Annotated in this window: 14 protein-coding genes, 1 tRNA gene and 1 other RNA gene; all 16 read left to right on the top strand. The window is 52.7% G+C overall.

All coding sequences use genetic code 11. The features are described 5' to 3' along the window. Positions 1–28: 28 nt before the first annotated feature. The 16 genes from rnpB (at position 29) to BCS37_RS05830 (ending at position 17040) form a co-directional block, all read left to right on the top strand. An RNA gene (rnpB, locus tag BCS37_RS05905) (RNase P RNA component class A) lies at positions 29–387 on the top strand. Between the two features lie 66 nt (positions 388–453). Continuing rightward, positions 454–1116 carry a C40 family peptidase gene (locus BCS37_RS05900; protein ID WP_069180593.1) on the top strand — a complete coding sequence of 221 codons (663 nt, stop codon included), beginning with the start codon at positions 454–456 and terminating at the stop codon, positions 1114–1116. A gap of 210 nt (positions 1117–1326) precedes the next feature. Continuing rightward, on the top strand, positions 1327–2418 hold the full coding sequence (gene dprA, locus BCS37_RS05895) for a DNA-processing protein DprA (RefSeq protein ID WP_069180592.1): 1092 nt from the start codon (positions 1327–1329) through the stop codon (positions 2416–2418). Then, positions 2381–4702 (top strand): type I DNA topoisomerase, encoded by a 2322-nt coding sequence (topA, locus tag BCS37_RS05890; RefSeq protein ID WP_173862594.1) that lies wholly within the window; start codon positions 2381–2383, stop codon positions 4700–4702. The genes dprA and topA overlap by 38 nt, the downstream gene beginning before the upstream one ends. After that, positions 4699–6015 carry a methylenetetrahydrofolate--tRNA-(uracil(54)-C(5))-methyltransferase (FADH(2)-oxidizing) TrmFO gene (trmFO, locus tag BCS37_RS05885; protein WP_069180590.1) on the top strand — a complete coding sequence of 439 codons (1317 nt, stop codon included), beginning with the start codon at positions 4699–4701 and terminating at the stop codon, positions 6013–6015. Before topA ends, trmFO begins: the two co-directional genes overlap by 4 nt. 16 nt (positions 6016–6031) lie before the next feature. Continuing rightward, a complete protein-coding gene (gene hslV / locus BCS37_RS05880) occupies positions 6032–6571 on the top strand; it encodes an ATP-dependent protease subunit HslV (protein ID WP_069180589.1) in 540 nt (179 codons plus the stop codon). Next, a complete protein-coding gene (gene hslU, locus BCS37_RS05875) occupies positions 6568–7962 on the top strand; it encodes an ATP-dependent protease ATPase subunit HslU (RefSeq protein WP_069180588.1) in 1395 nt (464 codons plus the stop codon). Before hslV ends, hslU begins: the two co-directional genes overlap by 4 nt. A gap of 351 nt (positions 7963–8313) precedes the next feature. After that, positions 8314–9645 carry a replication-associated recombination protein A gene (locus tag BCS37_RS05870; protein WP_069180587.1) on the top strand — a complete coding sequence of 444 codons (1332 nt, stop codon included), beginning with the start codon at positions 8314–8316 and terminating at the stop codon, positions 9643–9645. Positions 9646–9745: 100 nt separating this feature from the next. Further along, positions 9746–10540, top strand: a complete 795-nt coding sequence (speD, locus tag BCS37_RS05865; RefSeq protein WP_069180586.1) for an adenosylmethionine decarboxylase — start codon at positions 9746–9748, stop codon at positions 10538–10540. A gap of 41 nt (positions 10541–10581) precedes the next feature. Continuing rightward, positions 10582–11148 (top strand): helix-hairpin-helix domain-containing protein, encoded by a 567-nt coding sequence (locus BCS37_RS05860; protein ID WP_069180585.1) that lies wholly within the window; start codon positions 10582–10584, stop codon positions 11146–11148. Then, complete coding sequence (locus BCS37_RS05855; RefSeq protein WP_069180584.1) at positions 11145–13580, top strand: DNA internalization-related competence protein ComEC/Rec2; 2436 nt, start codon at positions 11145–11147, stop codon at positions 13578–13580. Before BCS37_RS05860 ends, BCS37_RS05855 begins: the two co-directional genes overlap by 4 nt. After that, complete coding sequence (locus BCS37_RS05850; protein WP_069180583.1) at positions 13571–13750, top strand: hypothetical protein; 180 nt, start codon at positions 13571–13573, stop codon at positions 13748–13750. Before BCS37_RS05855 ends, BCS37_RS05850 begins: the two co-directional genes overlap by 10 nt. 126 nt (positions 13751–13876) lie before the next feature. Continuing rightward, positions 13877–13953, top strand: a tRNA-Pro gene (locus BCS37_RS05845). A gap of 70 nt (positions 13954–14023) precedes the next feature. Further along, positions 14024–15304 (top strand): M18 family aminopeptidase, encoded by a 1281-nt coding sequence (locus tag BCS37_RS05840; protein ID WP_069180582.1) that lies wholly within the window; start codon positions 14024–14026, stop codon positions 15302–15304. Between the two features lie 58 nt (positions 15305–15362). Beyond that, positions 15363–15806 carry a D-aminoacyl-tRNA deacylase gene (dtd, locus tag BCS37_RS05835; protein WP_069180581.1) on the top strand — a complete coding sequence of 148 codons (444 nt, stop codon included), beginning with the start codon at positions 15363–15365 and terminating at the stop codon, positions 15804–15806. 1 nt (position 15807) lies between these two features. Continuing rightward, positions 15808–17040, top strand: a complete 1233-nt coding sequence (locus BCS37_RS05830; RefSeq protein WP_069180580.1) for an aminopeptidase — start codon at positions 15808–15810, stop codon at positions 17038–17040. The last annotated feature ends 8 nt before the right edge of the window (positions 17041–17048 follow it).

Here is a 17048-nt window from a genome sequence, read left to right as displayed (position 1 = left end):
CATATGTGGTATAATCTTCGCGTTGGTATGAGAAACCGAGACAATCGCGTCCATTCTATTTTGACTGGGCGAGGAAAGTCCGAGCTCCACAGGGCAGTGTGCTGGATAACGTCCAGCGAGGGTGACCTCAGGGACAGTGCCATAGAAATTTAAACCGCCGATCTGATCGGTAAGGGTGGAAAGGTGCGGTAAGAGCGCACCAGCGGCCGGGTGACCGGTCGGCTTGGGTAAACCCCACATGGAGCAAGACCAAATAGGGAAGGGCTAAGGCGGCCCGTCGACCTTCCGGGTAGTGTCGCTCGAGGCGTCTGGCAACAGGCGTCCCAGATAAATGATTGTCGCCGTCACAATGACGGAACAGAACTCGGCTTATTGGTTTCTCACAGCCAATGTTTTCGAAGCATTTTGATATACCGGCGGAATCCTCCGGTATCGTTGGAAGGAAGTGTTTGCTTGCGAAAGAAAATCAAGATTCTTGCATTATCCGCAATGCTTCTCTGCTCCGCAGCTGTTGCGAGTGCAGAGTCGTTCCAGCTAGGTGACCAGGGAACGGATGTGGCTGAGATCCAAGGACAGCTCTCCAGCTTTGGTTATGACGTTGTTGCAGACGGCGATTTTGGCCCTGCGACGGCGGAGGCAGTGAAGGAATTCCAGGCGGCGCAGGGGCTCGCAGTCGATGGGATGGTAGGTCCATCGACGTATCAGGCACTTCTTGGAAAATCGATGCCGCAGGTCAGCCGCGGTTCCAACTACATTGTACGCCGCGTCATCTCTGACTCGATGCAGTACATCGGGGTTCCGTACTCCTTCGGCGGTACGACACCGTCTGGCTTTGACTGCTCGGGATTTGTGCGCTATGTCTTTGCCAATGCGGGCATCTATCTCCCGCGTACGGCTGATGCACAGTACGATGTCGGCTATCCAGTCTCCTCCTCGGAGATGGTACCGGGCGATCTTGTGTTCTTCTCTACGTATGAATACGGACCGTCGCATGTGGGCATCTATCTCGGCGACGGCAATTTTATCAATGCCTCGTCCAGTCGTGGCGTCGCAATTGACAACCTGTACGGCGGCTACTGGGGTGCGTGCTATATTGGAGCGCGTCGCATTATGTGATATGCAAAATCTGGGAGGGGCATAGCCCCTCTTTTTTTATAGGAGTGTGTCATGTCCGATCTGTTCCTTTGCCTTCTCATTTTTCTCATGCTATACTATGTATTCGGTGATAAATTGTTTCCGCGATAACGATCTATATAATTAAGAAGCAAATGATTGCTTCGGGTTGCAATCTTATATGAATTTATGTAATATGGGGAGCGTATCGCCATGGATGATCAATGGTATTTAGCGGCGCTCTTGCAGTGTCGCCATATCGGCAGTGTTCGTATGCGCCGTCTTTGTGCTGCCGTTCCACGGGCACAGGAGATCTGGTCGATGTCTGCAGGAGCGCTTCGAGCCACGGGGATTCTTTCTGATGCGCTTGTAGAGGAGCTTGTACGGCATATTGCTGCACATCCCGATTTGCCCGAACGAATTGAGGCGGACTGCGCGCGGCAGGATGTCGCCGTTGTCACGATCGATGAAGCACTTTACCCGATTGTGCTGCGTGAAATCTTTGACCCACCGCTCGTTCTCTATTACCGTGGCATGCTCGTTTCGGATGCACGCCGGATCGGGATCGTCGGTGCACGTAAATTTACCGCCTATGGAGAAGCCGCAGCGATGGAGTTTGCCGAACGGCTGGCGGCGACAGGTGTCACCGTCGTCAGTGGAGCGGCGCGTGGTATTGATACACGTGCACACCGCGGAGCGCTGCGCAGCGGCAGGACGGTCGCGGTACTCGGCTGCGGTGTGGACATTGCCTACCCGCCCGAGAACCGCCGATTGCTCGTGCAGATCATCGAGACCGGCGGTGCCGTCATTTCGGAGTATGCCCCGGGAACACAGCCGCTGCCCGCATTTTTCCCTGCACGCAACCGCATCATCAGCGGACTCTCTGAGGGGACGTTGGTCGTTGAGGCGGCACGGCGCAGCGGTTCACTGATTACGGCAGAGATGTCGCTGAGTGAGGGACGGGATGTCTATGCGATTCCCGGCAGCATATACTCACCGCAGAGCAGCGGCTGCCATAATTTGATTCGCATGGGAGCGCGCTTGGTGGAGTCCCCGCAGGAAATCTTGGAGGAAATGCGTCTCGCCGAGCCTCCACGCCGTCCTGTACACGAACAGCTGACACCGGAAGAAACTCGTATTTATCAGGTATTGTCCTTTGACCATGCGCTCAGCATGGATGAGATCGTGGACAGTGTGCCGGAGCATATTACGGCAAATATCCCGCTGCTCCTGCTTCAAATGCAGCTCAAGGGAATTATTACAGAAAATGAAATGCACGCCTATCGCCGTGCTGAAAGGAACTGATGGATTGGCTACGCTGACATCTGCACCGAAAACGAAAACCTCTAAAGCGAAGAGCTCCAAAAATGCCAAAACCTCGGAAAAGAAATCATCACCTAAAATTCTTGTCATCGTTGAGTCTCCTGCAAAGGCAAAGACTATTGAGCGCCATCTTGGGAATAACTACATTGTAAGAGCTTCGATGGGGCATCTGCGCGACTTGCCGAAGAGTCAGTTCGGCATTGATGTCGAAAATGAATTTTCTCCAAAATACATCAATGTACGCGGCAAGGGCGATCTGATCCGTGCACTCAAAAAGGATGCCAAGAACGTGGATAAGATCTATCTCGCAAGCGATCCAGATCGTGAGGGAGAGGCGATTGCATGGCATCTCGCGTTCATCCTAGGCATTGATCCGGAAAAGGATTGCCGGATCGTCTTTCATGAGATCACGAAGCCCGCAATTGAGGAGGCGGTACAGCATCCGCGTCCCATTTATATGGAGCAGGTCGACGCACAGCAGGCGCGTCGTATGCTGGATCGCATTGTGGGGTACAAGTTGTCGCCGCTGCTCTGGCGAAAGGTGCGCAAGGGGCTGTCTGCTGGACGTGTACAGTCGGTGACGGTGCGCCTCATCTGCGATCGAGAGCGTGAGATCGACGCATTCCAGTCCGAGGAGTACTGGACAGTTGAGGCAAAGCTGAAAAAGGGAAAGAACACCTTTACGGCGGATGTCACACATGCCCACGGAAAGAAAATTGCACTGCACAGTGAGGCACAGACAAAGATACTGACCGATGATCTCGTACGGCAAAACTTTACGGTCAAGGAGGTAAGGCGCAGCGAACGACGCAAGAAGGCAGCGCCGCCTTTTACGACCAGCTCGCTTCAGCAGGATGCCGCCCGCAAGCTTGGCTTTACCTCCGGCCGCACAATGATGATTGCCCAGCAGCTCTACGAGGGGGTTGTACTGGGACGGCACGGTGCAACCGGTCTCATCACCTACATGAGAACGGACTCTACGCGCATTTCGAATCTTGCCGTCGATGAGGCGAGAAGCTATCTTAGTGAGGAGTACGGCAAAGAATATATCCCGCCGCGTCCGAATATCTATGCAATGGGAAAGAAAGCACAGGACGCACACGAGGCAATTCGACCGACGAGCATTCTGCGGATACCTGCGGAGTTGGAATCCTATCTGAACCGCGATCAGCTGCGCCTTTATACGCTCATCTGGCAGCGCTTTGCGGCGAGTCAGATGGCGGCCGCTGTCTATGACACGATTGCTGCACAGATTGCAGCGGGAGACTATCAGCTGCGCGCACACGGGTCAAAGCTGAGGTTCAAGGGCTATACCGCCGTCTATGTCGGCGCAGAGATTTCGAAGAAGGAGAAGGACACACTTCTGCCGGAACTCGAGACGGGTGACACACTTGCACTCGCTGAGCTGAAGCCGGAGCAGCATTTTACGGAGCCGCCGCCGCGCTACAACGACGCGTCGATTGTAAAGACACTGGAGGAGATGGGAATTGGCCGTCCGAGCACCTATGCGCCCATCATCGAGACGATACAGAAGCGTGGCTATGTCGAGCGCCGAGAAAAGCAGTTTCGTCCGACTGAACTCGGCTTCATCGTCACGGATCTTCTGGAGGAATACTTCAAGGACATTGTGGATGTAAAATTTACGGCAAATCTGGAAGGGGAACTTGACGAGGTCGCAGACGGCACGCTCGATAAGAACGATCTGCTCCGAAAATTCTATGATCCGTTCGAGGAGACACTGAAAAAGGCAGAGGATGTGATCGGTGAAGTGGAGGTGCCCGACGAGGTCACAGACATCCCATGCGATAAATGTGGACGCATGATGGTCGTCAAGCAGGGGCGTTTCGGAAAATTCCTCGCGTGCCCCGGTTTTCCGGACTGCCGAAACGCAAAGCCTCTTCTGCGTGACACGGGGGTTGCCTGTCCGAAATGCGGCGGCAAGATCGTCGAACGCAAGAGTCGGCGCGGGCGTGCATTCTTTGGCTGCGATCGCTATCCGGACTGTGACTATACAACATGGGATGAGCCGCAGAAGGAAAACTGCAAGGTATGCGGCTCCTTCATGCAGAAACATCGCTACCGCACGGGGCGCAGCATCCTCTACTGCAGCAACGAGGCCTGCAGTTCGCGTATTGGCAGTCCCATTGAAAAGGAGCTTGCACGGCAGAAGGAGCGTGCTCAGGCGAAAGAGTCCGGCGCGGAAAATACAGTGGAGAAGGGGAGATCGGTGAAGAAAACAACGCGCCGCAAGGGAACGCGTGCATGAAGAAGGTCATCGTTATTGGTGCGGGTCTTGCCGGAAGTGAAGCGGCATGGCAGGCGGCGGAACACGGCGCGCAGGTGACGCTTTTTGAAATGCGCCCCCTGCGCAGCACTCCCGCACATAAGACAGACGGCTTCGCCGAACTTGTGTGCAGCAATTCCCTGCGCGGTGCAGGCCTTGAAAATGCTGTAGGCGTACTCAAAGAGGAGATGCGCCGCATGCGCTCACTCATCATGCAGGCAGCCGACGCAACTGCTGTTCCTGCGGGCGGTGCTCTCGCTGTTGACCGTACCAAATTCAGCGACTATGTTACGGCGCGTATCAAGCAGCATTCGAATATCACGGTACAGCATGAAGAAATTACACAGATTCCCTCCACGGATGAGGCGATCGTCATCATCGCCTCGGGCCCGCTGACGGATGGAGCGCTCTCTGCTGAGATTGCCGCATTGCTTGGCAATGACTCCTTCTATTTCTACGATGCCGCCGCTCCTCTTGTAACTGCTTCAAGCATTGACATGATGCACGCATATCGTGCCTCTCGTTATGGGAAGGGGGATGCGGCATACATCAACTGTCCAATGAACGAGGAACAGTATGAGGCGTTTTATGCGGCACTCACCACGGCAGAGACGGCACAGGCACATGATTTTGAAAAGGAGATATTCTTCGAAGGCTGTATGCCCGTCGAGGTCATGGCGGCACGCGGCAAGGATACCCTTCTCTACGGTCCGCTCAAACCTGTCGGACTCGAACATCCGGAGACGGGCGTGCGCCCTTATGCCGTCGTTCAGCTGCGGCAAGACAATGCGGAGGGAACAATCTATAATATGGTCGGTTTCCAGACGCGGCTCAAATGGCCGGAGCAGCAGCGCGTGTTTCGGATGATTCCGGGGCTAACGAATGCAGAGTTCCTCCGCTATGGCGTAATGCACCGCAACAGCTTCATCAATGCACCGCGTCATCTGCGCTCGACCTTTCAGCTGCGCATCAATGAACGCCTCTTCTTTGCAGGGCAGATGACGGGGGTGGAGGGCTATGTTGAGTCTGCCGCATCCGGCCTGATGGCAGGCGTGAATGCGGCACGCCTTGCGGGCAATGGAGAACCGCTTGTCTTTCCATCCAAGACCTGTCATGGGGCACTCGCGCACTACATCACCTCCTGCGATCCGATGCATTTTCAGCCGATGAATATCAACTTCGGACTGCTTCCGCCGCTTGCGCATTTGCCTCGTCGTACGCGAAAGCCGGAGAAGAAGCGCTTACTCGCACAACGGGCCTTAGAAGAGTTGGATTGTTTTGGTCGAAGCATATGAAAGGACAATACAACGTATGACATTTCATGCAACTACCATTGTCGCTGTCAAAAAAGGAAATAAGGTTGCAATTGCGGGAGACGGGCAGGTAACCTTTGGCGAGCGTGCCATTATGAAAGCGAATGCACGCAAGGTCAGGCGCCTCTATCACGGAAAAATTCTCGCGGGATTTGCGGGATCGGTTGCAGATGCATTTACCTTGTTTGAGAAATTCGAGGTCAAGCTCGAATCCTACAGCGGAAACCTCCAGCGTGCAGCTGTCGAACTTGCGAAGGATTGGCGCACGGACAAGGTGCTCCGTAAGCTTGAGGCGCTCCTGCTCGTCGCAGATAAGGACGGCATTCTCATGATCTCAGGCAACGGCGAGGTCATTGAGCCGGACGGAGACTGCACCGCCATCGGCTCGGGCGGTTTCTTTGCACTCGCCGCAGCGCGTGCCCTCACTGCACACAGCACGATGGATGCGCCGGAAATCGCAAGGGAGTCGCTGTCGATTGCGGCGGACATCTGCGTCTATACGAATCATAATATTACGGTGGAGGTACTGGAATCATGAGTCAGATCGGAGTCAACGAACAGACGCCTCGTGAGATCGTTGCCGAGCTCGACAAATACATTGTAGGTCAGCGCGAGGCAAAGCGTTCCGTCGCAATCGCACTCCGCAACCGTTGGCGCAGCCGTCAGTTGGATGACGAGATGCGCGAGGATGTCGTACCAAAGAATATCTTGATGATCGGTTCAACTGGTGTCGGCAAGACTGAGATTGCACGCCGTCTTGCGCGTCTTGTCCGTGCCCCGTTCCTCAAAGTCGAGGCGACAAAGTTCACGGAGGTCGGTTATGTCGGACGAGACGTGGAGTCCATCGTACGTGATCTTGTCGAGACCTCCGTGCGCATGGTGCGTCAGCAGAAGATCGATGAGGTACAGGAAAAGGCGAAGGAGAATGCAGAGGAACGTCTGATTGATGTGTTTGTCCCTCCTGCAAAGAAAACATCCAATCCCCTCAGCAGTATTTTCTCCTCGAATACAGAGGAAAAGCAGGAGACTGAAGACCCACCGAAGTATCAGGCGGGGCGCGAGTGGGTACGAAAACGCCTGCACAAGGGGGAGCTCGAAAACGATGTGATCGAGATCGAAGTCGAGGAGTCTGCGCGCCCTGCGGGCAATATGTTTGCGGGATCGTCTCTCGAGGGAATGAGCGACAATCTCCAATCCATGATCGGAAAACTTGTACCGAAGCATCATAAGAAGCGTAAAGTTACGGTCGATCAGGCACGCAAGATCTTTACGGCAGAGGAGGCGGACAAGCTCGTCGATATGGATGTGGTTGCAGAGGAGGCAGTGTATACTGCCGAGTACAGCGGCATTGTATTCCTCGATGAGATTGACAAGGTAGCGGTCAGCAATGGGCGCAGTGCAGGCGCAGACATATCGCGTGAGGGCGTTCAGCGCGACATCCTGCCGATTGTCGAGGGCTCTACTGTTATGACGAAATACGGGCCGGTCAAGACAGATCACATCCTCTTCATTGCAGCAGGTGCATTCCATACAGCGAAGCCCTCCGATCTTATTCCCGAGCTGCAGGGCCGTTTCCCAATCCGTGTTGAACTCAAATCGCTCGTCAAGGAAGACTTTGAGCGTATCCTTACAGAGCCAAAGAATGCACTTATCAAGCAGTACAGCGCACTCCTCGGCGTGGAGGGAATCACCCTCCGCTTTGCGGACGATTCCATTGGGCGTCTCGCTGAACTTGCAGAGACCGTCAACGAGCAGACGGAGGACATCGGGGCGCGTCGTCTCTACACACTTCTTGAAAAACTTCTCGAAGAGCTCTCTTTTGATGCGCCGGATCTCGAGGAAAAGGATATCGTCATTGATCGTACTTATGTGGATCGCTGTCTCGCGGATATTGCGGGAGACCACGATGTCTCGCGCTTTATTCTGTAAAAAGCATAAAAAAGGCTGTTGTACGAAGTGTAGTGACCCCCAAAAGTTAGTTTTCCTAAGTCTAACTTTTGGGGGTCAGGTCATTTCTAGCTTCATGCAACAGCCCTGTCGTATTTACATACCTATTCTTTTGCACGCACATTTGTCTAGCCCCATTTTTCTTGTGTAAATCGAAAAGCAATAAAATATAAAGATTGACGTGATAGAGAAATCGAGTGAATTGCTACGCGCGAAAATTTTGGTATTGCAATAGAATCCCTTTGAATAGATTCCTCGATGTTTTTCTATTGCCTAAGTTTCACTTTTATGCGATAATTCATTGTGAGAGAATTTGCGGAGGTGAGCGGTACAATGGATGAACAGGGCGGTCTCTTTGAACGTACTGCATATCAGCCGCTCGCAGAGCGTGTTCGCCCGCATTCACTCGAAGACTTTGTCGGGCAGGAGCATCTCCTCGGTAAGGGCAAGGTGCTGCGCCGCTTGATCGAGAGTGACCATATCACCTCGATGATTTTCTGGGGACCGCCTGGAGTCGGCAAGACAACGCTTGCACAGATCATCGCCGCACGGACACAGGCGAGATTTATCAATTTCTCTGCGGTGACGAGCGGGATCAAGGACATCCGAACGGTCATGCACGAGGCGGAATGCCGCCGCATATACGGCGAGCGGATCATTGTCTTTGTCGATGAAATTCACCGATTCAACAAGGCACAGCAGGATGCCTTTCTGCCGTTTGTCGAAAAGGGGAGTATTGTGTTGATTGGGGCAACGACGGAGAATCCGTCCTTTGAGATCAACAGTGCTCTTCTGTCACGATGCCGTGTCTTTGTGCTTCAGGGATTGAACGCGGAGGACATTAAATGTCTGCTTCAGCATGCTCTTGCTTCGGAACGAGGGCTCCGCGATATGCACGTCCACATCTCCGACGAGGCGCTGACGGCTCTTGCCGCCTTTGCAAACGGGGATGCACGGAGTGCACTCTCCACGCTCGAAATGCTCGTTCTGAATGCGGAGGAACGCGCAGGTGAGATCTATGTGACGGAGGAAGATCTGGCGCAGTGCATCTCACGCAAATCGCTGCTCTACGATAAGAGCGGGGAGGAGCACTTCAATCTCATCTCCGCTCTCCATAAGTCCATGCGCAATTCTGATCCCGATGCGGCGGTCTACTGGCTTGCCCGCATGCTCGAGGCGGGCGAGGATCCCCTCTACGTTGCGCGGCGCGTGACACGCTTTGCGGCGGAAGATGTGGGGCTTGCCGACCCGCGGGCACTCGAACTCGCAGTTGCGGCCTATCAAGCATGCCACTACATTGGCTTTCCGGAGTGCAACGTCCATCTGACTGAGGCTGTAGTCTACCTATCTCTTGCGCCTAAATCGAATGCGATGGAAACTGCATACCTCGCCGCAGCAGCAGACGCCCGCATGATGCTCGCAGAACCGGTGCCGCTCGTCATTCGGAATGCCCCGACGAAACTCATGAAGGATCTCGACTACGGGAAGGGCTACCAATACGCACATGACGCGGAGGATCATATTACGAATATGCAGTGCATGCCGGACAATCTCGTCGGTAAAACATATTATCATCCGACCGAACAGGGGATGGAAGGACGCTTTCGGGAACGACTGGACTGGATTAAGGAATGGAAGAAAAACCATCCCTCGGAAACAATTTAGATAAATAAATAAAAATAACTAAAAATATCAGATAAATAATAAAGAATAGTACATCTGACGAATATTTTTCGTCACAAAGAGAAAGGAAGGAACTCCGGCATTGGATGGGAAGCTGAAATTATACGGGTTTAATAACCTCACTAAGGCGTTGAGCTTCAATATCTATGATATTTGCTATGCGAAATCGGCACGTGAACAGAGGGATTATATTAAGTACATTGATGAACAATACAATTCCGATCGACTCACGAAGATTCTCTCGCAGGTGACGGATATGATTGGCGCACGGATTCTCAACATTGCCAAGCAGGACTACGATCCGCAGGGAGCAAGCGTTACCATGCTGATCGCGGAGGAGGCGGCGGTTGTATCCGGCAGCAAGACCCCCGTATATGCAAAAGAGCCGATGCCGGAGACCATCCTCGCACATCTTGACAAGAGTCATGTGACTGTGCACACCTATCCGGAGTACCATCCTGATACAAGCATTGCAACCTTCCGCGTAGATATTGACGTGGCGACCTGTGGTGAGATCACGCCGCTGCAGACCCTTGACTACCTCATCAGTCAGTTTGACTCGGATATTATCACGATGGATTACCGCGTACGAGGGTTTACGCGCGATTTACAGGGGCGCAAGCTCTTTGTAGACAGCAAGATGACATCCATTCAGGAGTTTATCAAACAGGAAACGCTTGACGAGTACGATGCTGTAGACATCAACCTCTATCAGGCAAGTCTCTTCCATACGCGTATGCTGATCAAGGAACCGCAGCTGCAAAATTATCTCTTCAACACGGATGTCGATGAGATTCCGCCAAAGACACGGCTTCTCATCAGCACGAGTCTGCGCCGTGAGATGATCGAGATCTTCAGCGGAAGGAATGTGTATTAGCGTATCTGCTAATCACGACAGTATTTTGAGGGAGTGGTTCTATGCCCATGTTCAAAAAATCCCTCCTCATTCTGCTTGTTCTTGCCCTTTCTGCCCTCGGCGGCACAATGTACGGTTACTACACGGAGCAGAGCACAATCTCTCTCGACGCTGGAACAAACGACCTTGCCGAAACGAAGCGCGTCATTACCGTATATGTGACGGGGGAGGTAAAGAAGCCAGGGCTCGTCACTCTGACGGAGGGGCAGCGCGTTGCCGATGCTGTGAATGCCGTAGGCGGTGTGATCGAAACAGCAGACGTTGACCGCATCAATATGGCAGCATTCCTAGAGGATGGGATGCAGGTTCGTGTACCGGAGCGCGTGGGAGGATTTTCCGAAGGCTCAAAACCAGCGGTATCCGGGAAAAATGCAGAGGGGCTGATCAATCTCAATACAGCGAGTGAAAAGGAACTTCAGGAACTGCCAGGTATCGGGCCTGCCATGTCCGCCCGCATCATCGAATATCGTGAGGCAAATGGCGATTTCCAAAATATTGAGGACATCAAAAAGGTGCGCGGCATTGGCAATGCCAAATTTGAAAAACTGAAAGATAAGGTGACCATATGAAAACGGGGCAGTATCAGCTCTCATTTCTCAGCGGTCTCCTTTTTTCGTTTGCGCTAGGTTGTACATGCAGTGTGTGGATGCACATCTCGTTTACGGAGTCTCTCCCATATTTGATTTTATTCCTGCTTCTATTTCTCCTTGCCTCCGGCATTCTGCTTCTGAAACACAATGAGAGAACATGGATTCCTTTTGTAGGGCTTTTTTTCATGTTGGGAATGCTTCGTTTTGCCGCAGCATATGAAATTCCCGTGCAGGATATTTCACGTTCGGTGGGAGAGCACGTTCGTGTTGTGGGAACGATTGCAGATGCACCGAGAATCCGAACGGATGTAGATGGCACACGGCATATCCGTTATACAGTGCATGCGCGTGAATTAATACAGGGGCATGAGGAACGCACGGCGCGTGGGAAATTCTATGTCTATACGAAGTATAAAGACATGGAGGAGAATTCTGTCGGAAAGATCGGCGATATGCTTACGGCAGAGGGGAAAATACGCCGCCCGCAGAGCTATCAAAACCCGGGACAGCTGGATACGCGATTTCTGCTGCGTGCAGATGGGATTACGGCAGCACTCTTTGCAAAAAAAGATGACATCCACATCGAAAAAAATACAGAGATATCTCTTGTACAAGCATTTATGGATTGGGCTGCAAATGTGCGCGCACATTATTTTGAGGGGATGGCAGAAGTCATGCCGCGCAGTGATGCTGCAGCTATCTTTGCCATGCTCTTCGGCGGCTACGAGGGGATACGCCCAGAGCTTCTTGAGGCGTTTACGATTACAGGAATTGTACATATTCTCTCGGTTTCCGGCTCTCACATCAGTCTCCTGGCAGCGGTCATTGCATGGGTTGCCCTCTTTCTGCACTTGCCGCGTTGGCTGTCGGCCACGGCGGTCATTTTTGCGATTGTTGTCTATGTCATCCTCGCGGGGCTCGTAGCCCCTGCTATACGCTCAGGCATCATGGGGGGCGTTGCCTTTCTGGGGCTGATTCTTGGGCGAGAGCGAGATGCCCAATATTTGCTCGTACTGACAGGGCTTCTGATGCTGCTCGTCTCGCCGCTCCTCCTCTTCCATATCAGTTTTCAGCTCTCCTTTCTTGCAACGGCGGGGCTTCTCTTTCTGGCCCCCATTCTGCGTGAATGGATGGAGCGCCTGCCGCGTGTCATTGCAGCGAGTTTCTCTATTACCATGGGGGCACAGCTGGCAACATTGCCGGTTCTTGCATGGCATTTCAATCAGATTTCACTCTCGTCCCTGCTCTCCAATCTCCTTGTTGTACCTCTCGTCGATCTCATTATCATCCTAGGTCTTGCAGGCGGCATTGCGGCGTTTCTTGTTCCCGTGTTCGGGAACATTATCTTTTCCGTTGACAGTCTCCTGCTTGGAGTCACATTTGAGATGACACGTGCGATGGCAGCGCTCCCGCTCTCTCAGATCTGGCTGCCCTCCCTTGGAATTTTATCAGGACTTTTCTACTATATTGTTCTTTCTATTCTGTTTTTGCCGAAAGTATATCGCAAAAAAGTAGGAATATTTATTTATCGTTTTCGCTTTAATATCATAATTATTTCTTCTTTTTTATTTATTGCTCTATTTTCTTGGCAGGTGCTGCGCACAGATGAAATGGAGGTGCATTTTATTGATGTCGGGCAGGGGGATGCAGCCCTCGTTGTAACGCCGCACGGCCATGCCATGCTCTTTGATACGGGGGGAACGCGGGACGGAGACTTCGATGTTGGGGCACGCGTCGATTTGCCGTATCTGCGCCACTATGGAATTCACGAAGTGGACTATATCTTTCTCTCACATGCTCACGAGGATCACGCGGCGGGTGCGGGTGCGATCCTCTCACATATGCCTGTCAAGCATGTCTATACCGCCGATGAGGGAACTGCCGCCTACGCGAGAAGCATGCGGCTCGGTGACGGCAGCCCTCTACTGAGGAAAATGAGCAGAGCGGAGGCAGGACAGTCCATTATACTGGACGGGGTGACAGTGGATATTCTCTATGCGCCCTCCTATGACAGCGTGGATCATACAACGGGAAATGAGGTCTCAAACGTCTATCGCGTACGTTATGGAAATGCCAGCTTTCTCTTTACGGGAGATCTTGTGAAGGAACACGAGGAAAAAATACTTTCCCAAAAAACGGAGCTCCATACGACTGTGCTCAAGGTTCCGCATCACGGTTCGGATACATCCAGCTGTGAGGCCTTCGCGCGAGAAATAAGACCGCTCTACGCCGTTTACTGTGTGGGCGCGGATAACACCTTTGGGCATCCGCGCCCCGCCGTTGTCGAACGATACGAGCGGATCGGCGCAAAAACTCTGCGAACGGATATAGATGGTGCCATTGTATTTCGTACGGACGGGGAACACCTGTCGGTCAGCACCTTTGCCGAGGGGAAATTTTTATGGAACTGATTGTACTCCGCAAGCTGGATGTGCGGATATTTCGTGAGATGGAGCGCCGTCTAGAACTTGTGTCGGAGCAGCTGATCTATGTCGGGGATGCCTTTGGTCTGGATATCGATGGAGCATCGGCAGCAGGCCTGTTCCATCTGGTTCAATCATCGTCAGCGCCAAGTGGCTGAGGGCGCTGTGTGTCGTCCCAGCGCCGAAGTATATTCCAAAGAAGAACTTCGTGCCGAACCACGATATATACGAAAAAATAAATACTTGCTTTTTGCAAAAAAAATTGATAGAATACATATCGTTGTCGGGATGTGGCACAGTTTGGTAGCGCGCATCGTTCGGGACGATGAGGCCGCAGGTTCGAATCCTGTCATCCCGACCATTTATTCGACGCATAAAGACCAGCCGATGGGCGGGTCTTTTTCTGTTTTTGAACGATTGTGAGGAATTCTATGATATCTGAAGAAAAGCGCTGTGCAGAGGATTTGATTGCATTCATAGAACGAACGACATCACCTTATCATGCGGCTGGGCGGGAGCATGACATACTGTGCGGCTATCGTACGTTCGAGGATGGAATCCGAGCGGGTCAGGATTACTATGTATCTCTCTTCAACACGGGAGCTGTTATCGTTTCGATTGGAAAAAATCCGCGTGGCGCACTTCGTATGGCGTGTGCTCATACAGACTTTCCTTGTTTGCGCGTGAAGCCCAATCCTGTGCTCACAGAACATGGGTACGGGAAGCTGAACGCCGAGGTCTATGGCGGGATGATCCGGAACACGTGGATGGATCGCCCGCTGTCGCTTGCGGGAGCAGTTGCTCTGCGCAGTGATGATGTGCTTGCCCCAAAGCTCTGTCTCGTGGATTTTCAACGTCCGCTCATGATTGTCCCAAATCTCGCCATTCACATGAACCGCAAGGTGAATGAAGGAGTCGAACTGAAACCGCAGAAGGATCTCTTGCCGCTCTTTTTCCAAAGCGATGGCGGTGATACTGATGATACGAAGAAATTGCTCATGCTGCTCTCTGAGGAACTGAATGTTCGGGCGGAGGACATCCTCTCTTACGATTTGAACGCCTATCCATGTGAGCGTGGATGCCTGCTGGGCTGCGGTGATGTTTTCCTCTCAGCGCCGCGCCTCGATAATCTCTCGTCGGTAAAGGCATGCCTTGACGCAATTCATAACTGGGATGGTGACGACGGCATCCGCGTGGTCGCGCTCTTTGACAATGAGGAGGTTGGAAGCCGTACAAAGCAGGGAGCGGGTTCGACGGCGCTCTCCCTGATACTTGAGCGCGTTTATTCTGCGCTCGGCTTTGATCGAGAGGAATACCTTGCGAAGGTTCTTGATGGTTTCTGTCTTTCGGTGGATGTCGCTCATGCCCTGCATCCGAATTCGCCAGAAAAGGCAGACCCGACAAATCAGCCCGTCCTCGGCGGCGGTACTGTCCTGAAGGTTGCCGCGAATCAATCCTACGCCGGTGATCCGGAATCCTTTGCCGTCATTGCAGGGCTTTGTGAGGAGAAGGGCATTCCCTATCAGGTCTTTACAAATCATTCGGATGCTGCGGGTGGGGCAACGCTCGGATCCATCCTCTCCACACAGATTCCCATGCGTACAATGGATATTGGTGTGCCTCTTTTGGGAATGCACTCTGCGCGTGAGACAATGGGAACATGTGACCAGTTTTCACTGACGCAGCTGCTTACGTCTTTTTTCTCCGTCTGAGAGACATTCACGCAGAAGCATGCTATAATAATGCAATTGGACAGAAAGAGGGGATTTCTTGCGCGCTGTTGTCACACGAGTCAGAGAAGCATCCGTTCAGATCGAAGGACGACTACACGGTCAAATACAGACAGGCTATCTTATATTGCTTGGGATTGCTCCCGCGGACACGACAGAAGATGCTGTACATATGGCAGAGAAAATTATCCATCTGCGCGTCTTCTCGGATGATGCCGGCAAGATGAACCGTGCGCTTGCCGAGGTGGGGGGCGAAGTCCTTGTGATCTCACAGTTTACGCTCTTTGCCGACCTCAAAAAGAGGAGACCGGGGGTTTCGAAAGCCGCTAAGCCGGAGCACGCCATTCCTCTGTATGAGGAATTTATGGCACAGCTCGAAATGCGTCATGTACACGTTGAGCGAGGGGAATTTGGGGCAGATATGCAGGTCTTTTCCGTCAATGACGGCCCCGTGACTCTGATCTTTGATACGACCGAGGTATAGGATGAATATGGATTTACTCAGAAAATATGCCGCTCTCGTGATTCGTGTGGGCGTCAACCTGCAGAAGAATCAGCCGCTCGTTATCCATGCGCCAATCACCTGCGCAGACTTTGTGCATGCGCTTGCATCGGAGGCATATGATGCCGGCGCCTATGACGTTGCTGTCAATTGGAATGACGAGGAGTTTGCACACATTCGCTTTCAAAAGGCCCATGCGGAACGATTTCGCGAGTTCCCTGCATGGCGTAAGCTCTTCTATGACGATCACGCGGAACAGGGGGCCGCATTTATCTCGATTGCAGCCTCGGATCCCGATCTCTATTCGGACATCGATCTGAAGCGTCTCACGGAGGCAAGCCAGACAGCTGGAAAAGCCCTCATGGACTATCGTGCACGCTTGATGAGCAACAAGAATACATGGTGTGTTGTTTCCGTACCTACAAATGCATGGGCTCGCAAAGTGTTTCCGGATTATACGGAAAGGGAGGCCGTGGAGCACCTCTGGGCGCAGATTCTGAGCGCGGTTCGCGTTACCGCCGAGGGGGACCCGATCGCAGCATGGCAGAGGCATATTGCACGCCTGCAGAAGATTACGGAAGTTCTCAATGTGCACGCGTTTTCGGAACTGCACTATCAAAATGGATTGGGCACGGATCTTCGCATCGAACTGCCAAAGGGACATATCTGGATGGGCGGTGCGGAGATATCGGCGGCGGGAACGGTATTTGCTGCAAATCTCCCGACGGAGGAGGTATATACCCTGCCGAAGCGAGACGGCGTGAACGGTACGGTTGTCGCCTCGAAGCCTCTCCATTACAACGGCAATCTGATCAGCGGATTCACACTTCGCTTTGATGCGGGAAAGGTTGTGGAGTACAAGGCAAAGCAGGGGGAGGAGCATTTGAGGGAACTGCTCCATATGGATGAGGGCGCCTCCTTTCTCGGCGAGGCGGCACTCGTACCATACGACTCGCCGATCTCACGCAGCGGTATCCTCTTTTACAACACGCTCTTCGATGAGAATGCCTCTTGTCATCTTGCCTTTGGAAAGGCGTATCCAACCTGCATAGAGAATGGCGAAAACATGACAGAGGATGAACTGCGTCAGCACGGCGTCAATCATTCGCTCGTTCATGAGGATTTTATGATTGGTACAGCAGACCTTAGGGTTATCGGGCAAAAGCCGTCTGGTGAGTTGGTTGTCATTATGGAGAACGGAAACTTTACCTTTTAATGAAATGG

It is taken from the genome of Selenomonas sp. oral taxon 920, from assembly GCF_001717585.1.
Classification (GTDB): Bacteria; Bacillota; Negativicutes; order Selenomonadales; family Selenomonadaceae; genus Centipeda.
This window is presented reverse-complemented; position numbering and strand designations above follow the sequence as displayed.

Excerpts from the sequence above, each read along its gene's own strand:
- BCS37_RS05840 (WP_069180582.1), top strand. The coding sequence starts at position 14,024 with ATGATATCTGAAGAAAAGCGCTGTGCAGAGGATTTGATTGCATTCATA.
- hslV (WP_069180589.1), top strand. The coding sequence starts at position 6,032 with ATGACATTTCATGCAACTACCATTGTCGCTGTCAAAAAAGGAAATAAG.
- topA (WP_173862594.1), top strand. The coding sequence starts at position 2,381 with ATGAAATGCACGCCTATCGCCGTGCTGAAAGGAACTGATGGATTGGCT.
- BCS37_RS05855 (WP_069180584.1), top strand. The coding sequence starts at position 11,145 with ATGAAAACGGGGCAGTATCAGCTCTCATTTCTCAGCGGTCTCCTTTTT.
- BCS37_RS05860 (WP_069180585.1), top strand. The coding sequence starts at position 10,582 with ATGCCCATGTTCAAAAAATCCCTCCTCATTCTGCTTGTTCTTGCCCTT.
- BCS37_RS05830 (WP_069180580.1), top strand. The coding sequence starts at position 15,808 with ATGAATATGGATTTACTCAGAAAATATGCCGCTCTCGTGATTCGTGTG.
- dprA (WP_069180592.1), top strand. The coding sequence starts at position 1,327 with ATGGATGATCAATGGTATTTAGCGGCGCTCTTGCAGTGTCGCCATATC.
- BCS37_RS05850 (WP_069180583.1), top strand. The coding sequence starts at position 13,571 with ATGGAACTGATTGTACTCCGCAAGCTGGATGTGCGGATATTTCGTGAG.
- hslU (WP_069180588.1), top strand. The coding sequence starts at position 6,568 with ATGAGTCAGATCGGAGTCAACGAACAGACGCCTCGTGAGATCGTTGCC.
- BCS37_RS05870 (WP_069180587.1), top strand. The coding sequence starts at position 8,314 with ATGGATGAACAGGGCGGTCTCTTTGAACGTACTGCATATCAGCCGCTC.
- trmFO (WP_069180590.1), top strand. The coding sequence starts at position 4,699 with ATGAAGAAGGTCATCGTTATTGGTGCGGGTCTTGCCGGAAGTGAAGCG.